The sequence below is a fragment of the Roseomonas mucosa ATCC BAA-692 genome (genome assembly GCF_000622225.1).
Classification (GTDB): Bacteria; Pseudomonadota; Alphaproteobacteria; order Acetobacterales; family Acetobacteraceae; genus Roseomonas; species Roseomonas mucosa.
On the sequence record NZ_JHWD01000008.1, the window covers coordinates 102,201 to 116,405 of the forward strand.

Genomic DNA, 14,205 nt, shown 5'->3' on the forward strand with positions numbered 1-14,205 from the left:
CGCCATGGGCCGTGGCAAACATCGCGCGCCGGCCCCATCTCCGCCCGCCCCGCCATGGGCGGCGATTGACCCGGTGGGGGAGCCTACCTACCTTCCTACCGTGCTGGAACATTTCTTGCTGCCTGCTGGGACATGTCCCCTGAGGGCCGAGCGCACCGGAACCCGGGAGGCATGATCTCGAGCAACCTGGAAAAGGCGTTGGACGGGCGCGGCGCGGCGGTCCTGCGCCAGATCGTGGAGCTCTACGTGGAAACCGGGGAGCCGGTGGGCTCGCGCACCCTGTCGCGCCGCCTGCCGCATGCCCTCTCCCCCGCCACCATCCGCAACGTGATGGCGGATCTGGAGGAAGCCGGCCTGCTCTTCGCCCCGCATACCAGCGCCGGGCGGCTGCCCACCGAGCGGGGCCTCCGCCTCTTCGTGGACGGGCTGCTGGAATTCGGCCAGCTGACCGAGCAGGAGCGGGAGGCCATCACCGCCCGCTGCGCGGCCTCCGGACGCTCGCTGCACGACACGCTGGGCGAGGCGGGGCGGATGCTGTCCGGCCTGGCCGGGGCGGCGGGCCTGGTCGTGGCGCCCAAGACCAACAGCCCGGTGCGGCATATCGAGTTCGTGGCGCTGGGTCCCGGCCGGGCGCTGGTGATCCTGGTGAGCGAGAACGGGCAGGTGGAGAACCGGGTGATCGAGGTGCCGGCCGGATTGCCGACCGGCTCGCTCACCCAGGCCACCAACTACCTGAACCACCGACTGAACGGCCGCACGCTGGACGAGACGCGCGAGGAGGTGAACCGCGAGATCACGGCGAACCGCAGCGCACTCGACGAGCTGACGGCGCAGGTGGTGGAATCCGGCCTCGGCATCTGGTCCGGCGGCGGCGGCGGGTCGCTGATCCTGCGCGGGCAGTCGCGGCTGCTGGAGAACCTGGACCAGACGCAGAAGATCGGGGAAATCCAGGCGCTGTTCGACCAGCTGGAGGCGCAGGAAACCATGCTGCGCCTGCTGGAGCTGGTACAGCGCGGCGAGGGCGTGCAGATCTTCATCGGTGCGGAAAGCGGGCTGTTCGATGCTTCCGGCGTCTCGATGATCGTGGCCCCCTTCCGCAACTCCCAGGAACGCATCGTCGGCGCGGTCGGCGTGGTCGGGCCGACGCGGATCAACTACCGCCGGATCATCCCGGTGGTGGACTACACCGCCGGGGTGATCGGCCGCCTGCTGGGCTGAAAGGGATCTGCCCGATCCCCTGCCCTGGGCAGCTGTGTCCCATCCCCGAGGGAAGCTCCGCCTTTCGCTGGCACCGATGGCAAGCCCAGCCTGCGGCCCGATCCGGCAGAGCAGCTGGATCGGCGCGTTCCCGAAAAAGAACAACACCCTGTCCACGCTGCTGGCGCCCGCAGCCGCCAAAGAGCGTGGCTCTCCGGCGCGATCCGGCCGCAGCAGGCGCCAACGAACGGGGGCCAGGGCGCGCAGCGTCCTGGCGGATCAGGGGGCGCGGGGGAAAAGGCGGAGCCTTGTCCCCCGGGACGGCGCAGCGCCCGACGCGACGCGCCGCCGAAGCTACATCGTCCAGCCACCGTCGATGACGTGGATCTGCCCGGTGGTATAGGTGGCGGTGGCCAGATAGAGGGCGAGATCGGCGATTTCCTCCGGCTGGCCGATGCGGCCGATCGGCTGACGGGCGATGAAGGCGGCGCGGGCGCCCTCGTAGTCGCCGCCGGCGGCCAGGCGCTGCTGCAGCGAGGGGCTTTCCACCGTGCCGGGGCAGATGGCGTTGCAGCGGATGCCGCGCGTCACATAGTCGGCGGCGATGGACTTGGTGAGGCCGACCACGGCCGCCTTGCTGGTCTGGTAGGCGAAGCGGTTGGGCACGCCCTTCACGCTGGAGGCCACCGAGGACATGTTGATGATGCAGCCGTCGCCACGTTCCAGCATGCCGGGCAGGACGGCGCGGCTGGTGCGGACCAGGGCCTTCACGTTCAGGTCCAAGGCGAAGTCCAGATCCGCGTCCGGCATCTCCAGGATCGTGCCGCCATGGACGACGCCCGCGCAGTTGAACAGCACGTCCACGCGGCCGATCGCGGCCATGGCGTCCCGCACGGCGGCATCGTCGAGCACGTTCAGCACGCGGCGCTCGATACCCGGGCCTTCCAGCTCCTCCAGCTTCGCCGCGTTGACATCGGTGGCGACGACCTTCGCGCCGGCACGGGCGAAAAGCTCCGCCGTGGCGCGGCCGATGCCCTGCGCCGCGCCGGTGATCACGGCGGTCTTGCCGTCCAGACTGAGAGTCATGTGTCTTCTCCCGCTCGAATACCTGTGGAGCCTGGCCCATTCCGTCGGGGCGTGGAGCCGGCTCCCGCATGTCACGGCATGGCACGCGGGATGCGCCCCGCGGGCCATGCCGTCGTGAAGGGGCGGCCGCGCTCAGTCCGCCGGATGCATGTGCAGGGCGGGCATCGGGTCGTCCGCCCGCCCCTTCTCCGCCATGCCCTGGCCGAACTGCCGGTACCAGAGGCCGGTGAGGATCGGCACCAGGAGGGAGGTAACGATGATGCAGATCGCCACCAGCACCGTGGCGGTCTGGGCCACCGGCATGAACTGCGGGGCGACGGCGGCGATGGCCAGCGGATTGGCCGCGGCGGCACCGGCGGTGGAGGAAGCGGCGATGCCGGCCGTGCCGGTGCCGCCACCGATGATCCGGTCGGCCAGGATCAGCGGGATGCCGGTCAGCACGATGACCGCCAGGGCGAGCACCACGCCAAGGCCGGCCAGCGGCGAGAGCAGCGTGTTCAGGTCGATCGTATTGCCGAGCGAGAAGGCGAAGAAGGGGATCATCAGCTGGCCGCCGGGCGCGAAGAAGGCGCGCAGCTTGGGATCGAGGTTGCCGAGGGCGAAGCCGACCAGGAAGGGCAGCACGGCGCCGACGAAGATCTGCGGCTCGAAATGCGCGGCCCCGGAGGCGCCGAGGATGATCATGCTCATCAGCGGGCCGGATTCGATGGAGGTGAGGACGAAGGCGCCCGCTTCCTCCTTCGTGCCGTAGCTCTGCATCAGCGAGGCATAGAGGCCGCCATTCGTCATATCCATGGCGCAGACGATGGCCAGGATGGAGAGGCCCGCGAAGAAGCCCGTCTGGATGCCCTCGGCCGGAATGAACATCGAGGCGACGAGGGTGATGATCCAGGCGGCGACCAGCTTGGTGAGGACCAGGGTGCCGGATTTCCGCAGCACCGTGCCGGTGGCGGAAAGCTTGATCGAGGCGCCCATGCAGAAGAACCACACGGCCAGGATCGGGATCACGCCCGTCATGATGCCCTGGGTGAAGCCCTTGAAGTAGAGCGGCGCCCCGGGGGCGAAGGTCTTGCACAGCGCGCCGAGCAGGAGCGGCATCAGCATCAGCCCGCCGGGGATCCTGTCGATCGTATCCTTGATTCTCATGGACGTAGCCTCACGCTTCCTGGTTGCGGGGCGGGGGCGCCCGGTCCGCGGGCGCCGCTCCTGCCCTCCGGCCCCGCCCTTCTCCGGGTCGGTGGCCGGGTCTGCTGGTTGGCCGGAGCCGGGTGGCTCAGCCGGCCGAGACGCGCTGCTGCTGCGCGCCCAGGCCCTGGATCTCCACGCGCATCCTGTCGCCGCCGCGCAGGTAGCGGGGGGGCTTCATGCCCATGCCGACGCCCGGCGGGGTGCCGGTGGTGATGACGTCGCCCGGCATCAGCGCCATGAAGCGCGAGATGTAGGAGACGAGGAAGGGCACCTGGAAGACCATGGTGCGGGTGGAGCCGTCCTGCACCGTCTCGCCATTCACGGCGAGGGTCATGCGCAGGTCCTGGACATCGCCGATCTCGTCCTTCGTCACCAGCCAGGGGCCGAGCGGGCCGAAGGTCGGGCAGCCCTTGCCCTTGGTCCACTGCCCGCCGCGCTCAAGCTGGTATTCCCGCTCGGACACGTCGTTGCAGACGCAGTAGCCGGCGACATGGTCCAGCGCCTCGGCCTCGGAGACATAGGAGGCGCGCTCGCCGATCACCACGGCGAGCTCCACCTCCCAGTCGGACTTCGTGGAGCCGGGCGGCAGCAGCACGGTGTCGTCCGGCCCGACGATGCAGGAGGGAGCCTTGTTGAAGAGAACCGGCTCGCTGGGCACCGCCATGCCGCTCTCGGCCGCATGGTCGGCATAGTTCAGCCCGACGGCGATGAAATTGCCCGTGCCGGCGACGCAGGCGCCAAGACGGACGCCTTCGGGGGCCAGGGGCAGGTCGGCGGGGCTGAGGTCGCGCAGGCGGGCGAGGCCATCGCGGGACAGCACCGGGCCGCCAATGTCGGGCACCACGGCGGAAAGGTCACGGATGCGGCCATCGGCATCGACGAGGCCGGGCTTCTCGGCGCCGGGTGAACCGAAACGAACGAGCTTCAAGACGCTGTCTCCCTGAACAAGCGGCCCCTGGCCAGGACCGTCGGCCGCTCTTTTCACGAGTCTGGAACCTTGGTGCAGGCTTCCCGCTGAACTTACGAAATGTCAATATCATTCGAATTCGACGTCGATTTTCGAAAATACGGAGCGCGACCGAAGTGCAGCAGGTGAAGGAACGGGCCGAAACGCGCACGCTGGCGGGCGATGCCTATGCCACCATCCTGGACGCGATCCGCCGGGGATCGCTGCCGCCGGGCCAGCGTCTGCGCTTCGCCGACCTCCAGACGCTCTGCGGCACCAGCGTGTCCCCGGTGCGGGAGGCGCTGGTCCGGCTGACGGCGGAAGGTTTCACCCTGGCCGACAACCACCGCGGCTTCTGGGTGGCGCCGGTTTCCGCCGCCGAGATGATGGACATCGTGCACAACCGGCAGCTGCTGGAGGGCGAGGCCCTGCGGCTGTCGATCCTGCACGGGGACGCGGAATGGGAAAGCCGCGTGCTGGCGGCGCATCACCTGATGGCGCGCCTGCCGCGCGAGCGCGACGACATCCCCTCGGCAATGCGGGACGACTGGGAGCAGAAGCACACGGTCTTCCACACCAGCCTTCTCTCGGCCTGCGGCTCACCGATCCTGACCGGCCTGTGCGGGGCGCTGCTGGCGCGGGCGGAACTCTACCGCCGCATGTCGGTCAGCATCCCGGGCGTGAAGCGCGATGTCGTGCGCGAGCACCGGGACATCCTCGACGCCACGCTCGCACGGCGGCCGGAGGAAGCGGTGCAGGCCCTGCGGGAGCACTACCAGCGGACGGCGGATGCGGTCCGCCTGTTCTTCGACCGGCGGCAGGAGCCGGGGTAAGGCAGCCCCCCCGGCCCCGCCCGTCTCACTCGTACCAGGTGCGGCCGTCGCGCTCGATCAGGGCGATGGCGGCGGTGGGTCCCCAGCTTCCGGCGGCGTAGGGGCGCGGGGTCTCGGGCTTGTCCTCCCAGCTTTCCAGCAGGGGCTCGACCCAGTTCCAGGCGGCCTCGACCTCGTCGCGGCGCATGAAGAGCGTGGCGTTGCCGCGCACCACATCCATCAGCAACCGCTCATAGGCATCCGGGTAGCGGCTGTTGAAGGCCTTCTCGAAGGAGATGTCGAGGCCGGTGGGGCGCAGATGCAGGCCGCCGGGGCCGGGCTCCTTGGTCATCATCTCCAGCCGCATGCCTTCCTCCGGCTGCAGGCGGATCAGCAGGCGGTTGGGCTCCAGGTTGCCGGCCTCGCCGGGAAAGATGGTGAAGGGCGGCGAGCGGAACTGGATGACGATCTCCGAGACCTTCTGCGGCAGGCGCTTGCCGGTGCGGAGATAGAAGGGGACATTGGCCCAGCGCCAGGTGTTCACATAGGCCTTCATGGCGATGAAGGTCTCGGTGGTGCTGGCGCCGTCGCCCAGATCGGCGAGGTAGCCCGCGACCGGCTGTCCGTTCACCGCGCCGGCCGTGTACTGGCCGCGCACGATGGTGCCGGCGAATTCCGACGGCACCAGCGGGCGCAGGGCGCGCAGCACCTTCAGCTTCTCGTCGCGCACCGCATCGGCGTCGAGCGAGACCGGGCTTTCCATGGCGAGCAGGCAGAGAAGCTGCAGGATATGGTTCTGCAGCATGTCCCGCATGGCGCCGGACCTGTCGTAGTAGCCGCCGCGCCCTTCCACGCCCACCGTCTCGGCCACGGTGATCTGGACATGGTCGATCATGTCCGCGTTCCACAGGCGCTCGAAGATGGTGTTGGCGAAGCGCAGCGCCATCAGGTTCTGCACCGTCTCCTTGCCGAGATAATGGTCGATGCGGAAAAGCTGCGCCTCCGGCACCACGGCGCCGACCGCGTCGTTGATCGCCCGGGCCGAGGCGAGATCGCGCCCGATCGGCTTCTCCAGCACCACGCGCGACTTCGGCGTCAGGCCGCCATGGGCTTCGATGTTGCGGCAGATCGGGCCATAGAGGTCGGGCGAGGTGGCGAGGTAGTAGGGGCGCACGACATCGGGGCGTTCGTTCAGCCGCTCCATCAGCTCGGGCCAGCCCTCCTCCCCGGCGCCGTCCACACGGTTGTAGACGACCAGCCGCAGGAAGTCCTGCACCGTGGCGGCGTCGAAATCCGCCTTCACGAACTGCCGCAGGCCTTCCTCGGCGCGGGCGCGGTAGCCGTCGTCGGAAATCTCGGTGCGCGCGGCGGCGACGATGCGGCAGCGGTCGTCGAACTGCCGGTCGCGGAAGCGGTGATAGAGCGAGGGCAGCAGCTTGCGCATCGTCAGGTCGCCGGTGGCGCCGAAGACGACATAGTCGAACTGCGGAACGGGAACGATCTTGGCCATCACGGTCTCTCGGGTCTCTTTCCTGGCGGTGACGGTCAGAAGACGCTGGCGCCGTTCTCGGCGGAGCCGACGCTGGCGCGGAAGGCGGTGAAGAGCTCGCGCCCGACGCCGCTGTGGTAATGCGCCAGATCGGCCTCGGCAGGGCGGCGGGCGGCCCATTCCGCGGGCGGCACCTTCACCTCCAGGCGCCCGGCCACGGCATCGACGCGGACGATGTCGCCGTCGCGGATCCTGGCGATGTCGCCGCCCTCGGCGGCCTCGGGCGTGACATGGATCGCGGCGGGCACCTTGCCGGAAGCGCCGGAAAGCCGCCCGTCGGTGACCAGGGCGACGCGATGCCCCCGGTCCTGCAGCACGCCCAGCGGCGGCATCAGCTTGTGCAGCTCCGGCATCCCGTTGGCCTTGGGGCCCTGGAAGCGCACCACGGCCACGACATCGCCGTTCAGCTCCCCCTTCTTGAAGGCCGCCTGCAACTCGGACTGGTCGTGGAAGACGCGGGCGGGGGCCTCGATGACATGGCGCTCCTCGGCCACGGCGGAGGTCTTGATCACCGCGCGGCCGAGATCGCCTTCCAGCACGCGCAGCCCGCCGGTCGGCTGGAAGGGCGCGCTGGCCTTGCTGATGATCTTCGGATCGGCGCTTTCCGCCGGTACCTCGCGCCAGGTGAGCGTGCCGTCCTCCGCCACGCCGGGGTCGGCGACATAGCCGCGCAGCCCGGTGCCCCAGACGGTGTTCACATCCTCGTGCAGCAGCCCGGCATCGAGCAGCTCGCGGATCACGAAGCCCATGCCGCCGGCAGCGTGGAACTGGTTCACATCCGCCTTGCCGCTGGGATAGACGCGGCAGAGCAGCGGCGTCACCTCCGCGAGGTCGCTGAAATCGTCCCAGCGCAAGGTGATCCCGGCGGCGGCGGCCATGGCGACGAGGTGGATGGTGTGGTTGGTGGAACCGCCCGTCGCGTGCAGCCCGACCATGCCGTTGACGAAGGCGCGCTCGTCCAGGATGCGGCCGACCGGCATGAATTCGTTGCCGGAGGCGGTGATGGCCAGCGCGCGGCGCACGGCCTCCTTCGTCAGCGCGTCGCGCAGCGTGGTGCCGGGGTTGACGAAGCTGGCGCCCGGCAGGTGCAGGCCCATGATCTCCATGAGCATCTGGTTGGTGTTGGCGGTGCCGTAGAAGGTGCAGGTGCCGGGGCCGTGGTATGACCGCGTCTCCGCCTCCAGCAGCGCCTCGCGCCCGACCTTGCCCTCGGCGAAGAGCTGGCGGATGCGCGTCTTCTCGTCGTTCGGCAGGCCGGAGGTCATCGGCCCGGCGGGGATGAAGACGCTGGGCAGGTGGCCGAAGGAGAGCGCGCCGATGACGAGGCCGGGCACGATCTTGTCGCAGATGCCGAGATAGACGGCGGCATCGAAGGTCTGGTGCGACAGCGCGACGGCGGTGGCGAGCGCGATGACATCGCGCGAGAAGAGCGAGAGCTCCATTCCCGCCTCGCCCTGCGTGACGCCGTCGCACATGGCGGGCACGCCGCCCGCCACCTGCGCCGTGGCGCCGGCGGCGCGCGCGGCCTCGCGGATCAGCCCGGGGAAGCGCTCATAGGGCTGGTGCGCCGAAAGCATGTCGTTATAGGCGGTGACAATGCCGAGATTCGGCGCGTCGCTGCCATAGATGCGTTCCTTGTCGGCCGCGCCGCAGGCGGCAAAGGCATGCGCCTGGTTGGCACAGCCGAGCGCCTTGCGCGGGGCCTTCGCCGCGGCGGCTTCGATGCGGTCGAGGTAGCGGGAGCGTGCCGGGCGGCTGCGCTCCACGATGCGTTCGGTGACTTCGCCAATCCGTGCCTGCAACGTCATGTTTTCGATCCGTCGGAACCCGGCCAGCAAACTGCGCATTGTGCGGCGCCGCCGCAAGCCGATTATGCGGGGCCGGAACGCAGGAAAGGGCGACCCCTGCGGGAGCCGCCCTCGCCCTCTCCATCCCTGGCCCCAGGGGGGGGTCAGCCCTGGTGGGACTTGCCCGCCTGCGGCGCCTGCATCGCCACGAAGGCCCCGTGGCCGTCGCGCTGCACCCGCAGCGCCACCGCGCCGCCATGGCTCCGGGCGGCCTCGCGGATCGCCTTCGCGGCGTCCTCGGGGCTGGCCACCGGCTTGCCGGCGACGCTGGTGATCACGTCGCCCGCCTGCAACCCGGCCTGGGCAGCGGGGCCGTCGGGCTCCACGGCGGAAACCACGGCGCCCTTGGTGCCGCGCGGCAGGTCCAGGCCCTGCTGCTCGGCCTCGCGGATGCTGGCCAGGCCGATGCCGAAGCGCGGCTGGCCGTCATCCTCGCCATGGCCGGCCTGGGCCTGGGCGCCGTCCTGGGCGGGCAGCGAGGCGAGCTTCACCGGGAGCTTCTGGTCCTCCCCGTCGCGGCGCGCGGTCAGCGTGGCCTCGGCGCCGGGGTGGTGGTCGGCGATCACCCGGGCCAGCTCGCGCGGGCTGTGGATCGCGGTGCCGTCCACGGCGGTGATCACGTCGCCCGCCTTGAGCCCGGCGCGGGAGGCGGGGCTGTCGGGCTCGACCTGGGCCACCAGCGCGCCCTGGGCCTCGGGCAGTTGCAGCGCCTTCGCCATGGTGGCGGTCACCGGCTGGGTGCTGGCGCCAAGGAAGCCGCGCTCGACATGGCCGTTCTTCTCCAGCTGCGCCACCACCGTCTGGACGATGTTGGAGGGGATGGCGAAGCCGATGCCGACCGAGCCGCCGCTGGGCGAGAAGATGGCGGTGTTGACGCCGATCACCGTGCCGTCCTGGGCGAAGAGCGGGCCACCGGAATTGCCGCGGTTGATCGGGGCATCGACCTGCAGGAAGTCGTCATAGGGGCCGGCGCCGATGTCGCGGCCGCGGGCCGAGACCACACCCGCCGTGACGGTGCCGCCGAGGCCGAAGGGATTGCCCACCGCCACCACCCAGTCGCCCGGGCGGGCCTTGTCGGAATCGCCCAGCTTCAGGAAGGGCAGGTTGCCGCCGGCATCGATCTTCAGCAGCGCCAGGTCGGTGCGCTCGTCGCGGCCCACGATCCGGGCCGGCAGCTCGCGCCCGTCATCCAGCGTCACCTTCACCGAGGCGGCGTCCTTCACGACATGGTTGTTGGTGACGACATGGCCCTCGGCATCGACCAGGAAGCCGGAGCCCAGCGCCTCGGCCACGCCGCCGCGCGGCCCGCCCTCGGGGGCACCGAAATAGCGGCGGAACATGCGGTCCTGCGGCGAGCCCGGCGGGAAGGGCGAGCCGGCCTCGGCCTGCTGCTGCGGCTTCTCGATGGCGGTGATGGTCACCACCGCCGGGCGGACCTTGGCGACCAGATCGGCAAAGCCCGGAAGGCCCTGCATGGCCGGGGCCACCACGGCGGCGGCGGGCTGGATCTGGCCGCCCTGCGGAGCCTGGACGGCACCCTCGGCGAAGGCGGGCGCCCAGCCGGTGGCGACGCCACCCAGGGCCGTGCCGGCCAGCAGCACGGCGGCGAAGGCGGCGTTGCGACGGCGGTTACGGAAGGGATTCGACATCCGAGCGGTTCCTCTCAGGACTGCGGCCGGTGGTGATGCCACCGCGATGGATGCCATCTGGACCCGCGCCGCTGGAGACGCTCCGACAGGATCATGAAAGAGTTTTCAGGGTTCCGGACCGGGCTCAGGCGCGGCGGCGGAAAGGTCCAGGGCGACGGTGAGCCCCCTCCCCCCCGGCCCGTCATGGAGTTCGAGGCGGCTGTCATGCAGGCGCGCGACCGCGGCCACGAGGGCGAGGCCCAGGCCGGTCCCCGGCGTGTTGCGGCTGCGGTCCAGCCGGTAGAAGCGGCGGAGCACCTTCTCCCGCTCCTCCGCCGGGATGCCGGGACCGTCGTCGGAGACCTCCAGCACCGGGCCGGGGCGCAGCGTGACGCGCAGCGTGCCGGCGCCATGGGCCAGGGCGTTGTCGAGCAGGTTGGCAAGGGCCTGGCGCAGCAGGGTGGCATGGCCGGCGATGCGCTGGCCGGGGGCGATCCCGGCCTCCAGCCGGCGCCCGGCCTCCTCGGCCACGGGGGCATAGACCTCCGCCACCTGGGCGGCGAGCGCGGAAAGGTCGAGCGGGGCGATGTCGTCCCGCCCCGCCCCCGCCTCGGTGCGGGCGATGCGCAGCAGGGCGGAGAAGGTGGCGAGGATGCCGTCGAGCTCCCCGATCGCGGCCTCCAGCGTGGCGGCATCGGCCTCCGGCTCGCGGGCGCCGGCCAGGGCCGTTTCCAGCCGCTGCCGCAGGCGGAAAAGCGGCGAGCGGAGGTCGTGCGCCACGTCGTCGGTGACCTGCCGCACCTCGGCGACCAGGCGCTCGATGCGCTCCAGCATGGCGTTCATCGTGGCGGCGAGGCGGTCGAACTCGTCGCCGCGCCCCGAGGCGGGCAGGCGCCGGCCGAGATCGCCGGCCATCACGGCGCGAGCGGCGGTGCTGACCCCGGCCAGGCGGCGCTCCAGGCTGCGCGCCGCCAGGAAGCCCAGGGCCAGCGCGAGCACGGCCCCCAAGGCGCCGGAAATCCAGGGCGTCCAGGCCAGGGCGGCGGCGGCGCGCTCGGCCGGGGCGAGGTCGGTGGCGAGGACGAGGCCGACCCCGCCCTGCAGCACGGTGCCCAGGGCCCGCAGCCGGGTGCCGTCCTGCCCCCGCAACGTGGCGAAGCCGCGCAGGCCGGGCGGCACGCCGGGCAGGTCGCCCAGCAGGGGGCGGCCATCGGCGGTCTGCAGTTGCACACGCAGCGGGCCGCTGCGGCGGACATAGGACTGCGCCACGGTGGCGAGGCCGGACAGGCCGCCAGCCTCGTATTCGCGCAGGAACCCCTCGGCCTCGGCGGCCAGGATCAGGTCGAGCTGCTGGTTCAGCGCCGCCTGGGCACGCAGCCAGCCCCAGCCGGCGCCAAGGCCGGAGGCGAGCATCACCACCGCGGCGATCAGCAGCGCGGCGCGCGGGGCGAAGGAGCGGGTCCAGCGGAAATGGCGGCGCAGGCGCATGGGGCTTGGGGAACCGGGCTCCAGGAAACGCGGTGCCGGGGGGCACCGGGCCGGGCGCGCGGAGCCCGGAAGCGGATCATGCGGCGGGCGGCGCCATTCCGGCACCGCGATTCCCGGCGCGCGGGCGCCGGCGGCGATGGCTGTAGGGCGAAACCGGCCCGCGAGGCGAGTCCGTATGGCGGCGGGTCGGGGGGCGCTCTCCCGGTCCGCCCTCCCCTTCGCCGCTCACCGCAAAGGCCCTCCCCGCGGCGGGCCCGGTGCCGGAGCGGCGCGGACCGTGGCAGGCTGTCCCGCAGAGCCCCGCCCTCGGGGCCCCGTCCCCGGGACCCCGGAACAACAGGTCAGGAAGGAACATCCGCGCATGAAGACCGACACCCCCCTCCCCGCTCCGGCCACCTCCACCGGGGCGCAGGCGTGAGCGCGTCCGCATCCACCGCCCCGCGCCACCGGCCCGAGGCGCTGCGCGCCTTCGCCGCCCAACTCTTCGGCGCGGCGGGCATGGAGGCGGACAAGGCCGGGGCCGTCGCCGATATCCTGGTCGAGGCCGACATGCTCGGCCACGACACGCACGGGCTGGAACTGGCGGCGCGCTACCTGGGCGAGATCGAGGCCGGGACCATGGCCCTACGGGGCGAGCCGGAGATCCTTTCCGACCGGGGCGCGGTGATGGCCTGGCGCGGCAGGCGGCTGCCGGGCGCCTGGCTGGTGCTGCGGGCGCTGGAGGCCGCCTATGGACGCGTGGCGCAATTCGGCATCGCCAGCATCGCCATCGGCGACTGCCACCACACCGGCTGCCTCGCCGCCTATCTGCAGCGCGCGGCGGAACGGGGGCTGGTGCTCTCGATCCATTCCTCGGCGCCCGGCGCGGCCTCGGTGGCACCCTTCGGCGGGGTGAAGGGCACGCTCTCCCTCGCCCCCTTCGCCTTCGGCTTCCCGACCGGCGGCGACCCGGTGATGATCGATGTCAGCGCCTCCATCACCACCAACAACATGGCGCTGCGCCTGATCCGCGAAGGGCGGCGCTACGAACGTCCCTGGCTGATGGATGCGGAGGGGCAGGTGACGGAGGATCCCACCGTGGTCCAGCGCGGCGGCACGGTCCTGCCGGCAGGCGGCCAGGACCACGGGCAGAAAGGCTATGGCTGGGCCCTGACCGCCGAGGCGCTGAGCCAGGGCCTGTCCGGCCATGGCCGCGCCGACGGGGCGCCGGGCATGTCGAACGCCGTCTTCCTCCAGATGATCGACCCCGGCGCCTTCGCCGGGCTGGACGCCTTCACCCGGCAGGCCGACGCGATCACCGGCAACTGCCGCGCCAGCCCGCCGCGCCCGGGCTTCGGCCCGGTGCGCCTGCCCGGCGAGGCGGGGCTGCGCCGGCGGGCGGCGGCGGAACGCGACGGGCTCGCGCTGCGGGCGGGCATCCTCGACGCGCTGCGCCCCTGGGCGGAAAAGCTGGGCGTCGCCATGCCCTGAGGGGCGTCGTGCCGGCCGCGGACAGGCACACGGGCCGGGCTCACCCCTCGGCGCCGGCCCGCTCCGGTGCTTCCAGCGCATAGCCGGCGCCGCGCACGGTGCGGATCATCGGCGGCTCGCCGCCCGCCTCCAGCTTGCGCCGCAGGCGGCTGACATGGACGTCCACCACGTTGGTGGTGGGGTCGAAGGAGAAGTCCCAGACCTTCTCCAGCAGCATGGTGCGGGTCAGCACCTCGCCCGGATGGCGCAGCATGTACTCCAGCAGGCGGAACTCGGTCGGCAGCAGCTCGATGGGCCGGGCGCCGCGCGTGACGGTGCGGCGCAGCAGGTCCATGCGCAGGTCGGCCAGGGACAGCTCGGTGGATTCCGTGCTGGCGGCGGGGCGGCGGGCCAGGGCGCGCAGCCGGGCGCGCAGCTCGGCGAAGGCGAAGGGCTTGGCGAGGTAGTCGTCGGCGCCCGCCTCCAGCCCCTCCACCTTGCGGTCCACCTCCCCCAGCGCTGTGAGCATCAGGACGGGCGTGGCGATGTTCGAGGCGCGCAGGGCCCGCACGATGGCGACTCCGTCCGGCCCGGGCAGCATGCGGTCGGTGACGATCACGTCGAAGGGCTCGTTGAGCGCCAGGAACAGCCCGTCCCTGCCGTTGCGCGCGACATCCACGACATGCCCGTCCTCGCCCAGGCCCTTGGCGATGTAGTCGGCCGTGACCGTATCGTCCTCGATCACCAGGATGCGCATGCCGCCGTCACCTTCCGCCGCCGTCATCCCTCCCATGTGGTGCCTACGGGCCGGGGCGACGGCCCCCGGTTGTGACGCAGATCGGGCCAGGCGACAACGCGGCCCCAAGGGAATGACGAGGGGCCGGCGGGTCGTTGCGGGGCCGGCGAAAGTCCGGCCGGGGTTGGACCTCGGGCGGCGGCGGTGCCAGTCTTGGCGGCCAAGAGTCGCGGGAGCGGCCGGAACGGAGGAAACACCCGGCGAAGCGGCCCGCCCCGG

General features: G+C 71.7%; 11 protein-coding genes. 3 read left to right on the forward strand and 8 right to left on the reverse strand.

Annotation, left to right across the window (positions count from 1 at the left end; translation table 11 throughout):
• The first annotated feature begins 171 nt into the window (after window positions 1-171).
• Window positions 172-1,218, forward strand: coding sequence for a heat-inducible transcriptional repressor HrcA (hrcA, locus tag BT98_RS0110350; RefSeq protein ID WP_019460825.1), 1,047 nt, complete (start codon window positions 172-174; stop codon window positions 1,216-1,218).
• Window positions 1,219-1,551: 333 nt separating this feature from the next.
• On the opposite strand, the gene BT98_RS0110355 is transcribed toward hrcA, so the two are convergent.
• The 3 genes from BT98_RS0110355 to BT98_RS0110365 all read right to left on the reverse strand — a co-directional run bounded on the left by BT98_RS0110355 (window position 1,552) and on the right by BT98_RS0110365 (window position 4,399).
• Window positions 1,552-2,283, reverse strand: coding sequence for an SDR family oxidoreductase (locus tag BT98_RS0110355; protein WP_019460824.1), 732 nt, complete (start codon window positions 2,281-2,283; stop codon window positions 1,552-1,554).
• Between the two features lie 132 nt (window positions 2,284-2,415).
• A complete protein-coding gene (gene kdgT / locus BT98_RS0110360; RefSeq protein WP_019460823.1) occupies window positions 2,416-3,429 on the reverse strand; it encodes a 2-keto-3-deoxygluconate transporter in 1,014 nt (337 codons plus the stop codon).
• A 127-nt stretch (window positions 3,430-3,556) separates the two neighbouring features.
• Window positions 3,557-4,399, reverse strand: a complete 843-nt coding sequence (locus BT98_RS0110365) for a fumarylacetoacetate hydrolase family protein (RefSeq protein ID WP_019460822.1) — start codon at window positions 4,397-4,399, stop codon at window positions 3,557-3,559.
• 155 nt (window positions 4,400-4,554) lie between these two features.
• Between BT98_RS0110365 and BT98_RS27235 the strand changes: the two genes are divergently transcribed.
• Window positions 4,555-5,250 carry a GntR family transcriptional regulator gene (locus BT98_RS27235; protein ID WP_019460821.1) on the forward strand — a complete coding sequence of 232 codons (696 nt, stop codon included), beginning with the start codon at window positions 4,555-4,557 and terminating at the stop codon, window positions 5,248-5,250.
• A gap of 25 nt (window positions 5,251-5,275) precedes the next feature.
• Here the strand turns inward: BT98_RS27235 and zwf are convergent, their stop codons facing one another.
• The 4 genes from zwf to BT98_RS23985 all read right to left on the reverse strand — a co-directional run bounded on the left by zwf (window position 5,276) and on the right by BT98_RS23985 (window position 11,741).
• Window positions 5,276-6,739, reverse strand: a complete 1,464-nt coding sequence (gene zwf, locus BT98_RS0110375) for a glucose-6-phosphate dehydrogenase (protein WP_019460820.1) — start codon at window positions 6,737-6,739, stop codon at window positions 5,276-5,278.
• A 35-nt stretch (window positions 6,740-6,774) separates the two neighbouring features.
• Complete coding sequence (edd, locus tag BT98_RS0110380) at window positions 6,775-8,586, reverse strand: phosphogluconate dehydratase (RefSeq protein ID WP_019460819.1); 1,812 nt, start codon at window positions 8,584-8,586, stop codon at window positions 6,775-6,777.
• Window positions 8,587-8,729: 143 nt separating this feature from the next.
• Window positions 8,730-10,274, reverse strand: a complete 1,545-nt coding sequence (locus BT98_RS23980) for a DegQ family serine endoprotease (RefSeq protein ID WP_019460818.1) — start codon at window positions 10,272-10,274, stop codon at window positions 8,730-8,732.
• 105 nt (window positions 10,275-10,379) lie between these two features.
• Window positions 10,380-11,741 carry a sensor histidine kinase gene (locus BT98_RS23985; RefSeq protein WP_019460817.1) on the reverse strand — a complete coding sequence of 454 codons (1,362 nt, stop codon included), beginning with the start codon at window positions 11,739-11,741 and terminating at the stop codon, window positions 10,380-10,382.
• Between the two features lie 414 nt (window positions 11,742-12,155).
• Between BT98_RS23985 and BT98_RS0110395 the strand changes: the two genes are divergently transcribed.
• The gene (locus BT98_RS0110395; protein WP_019460816.1) at window positions 12,156-13,211 is read left to right on the forward strand and encodes an Ldh family oxidoreductase; all 1,056 of its coding nucleotides are present in this window, start codon (window positions 12,156-12,158) and stop codon (window positions 13,209-13,211) included.
• Between the two features lie 40 nt (window positions 13,212-13,251).
• Here the strand turns inward: BT98_RS0110395 and BT98_RS0110400 are convergent, their stop codons facing one another.
• Window positions 13,252-13,947 carry a winged helix-turn-helix domain-containing protein gene (locus BT98_RS0110400; RefSeq protein ID WP_026033129.1) on the reverse strand — a complete coding sequence of 232 codons (696 nt, stop codon included), beginning with the start codon at window positions 13,945-13,947 and terminating at the stop codon, window positions 13,252-13,254.
• Between the last annotated feature and the right edge of the window lie 258 nt (window positions 13,948-14,205).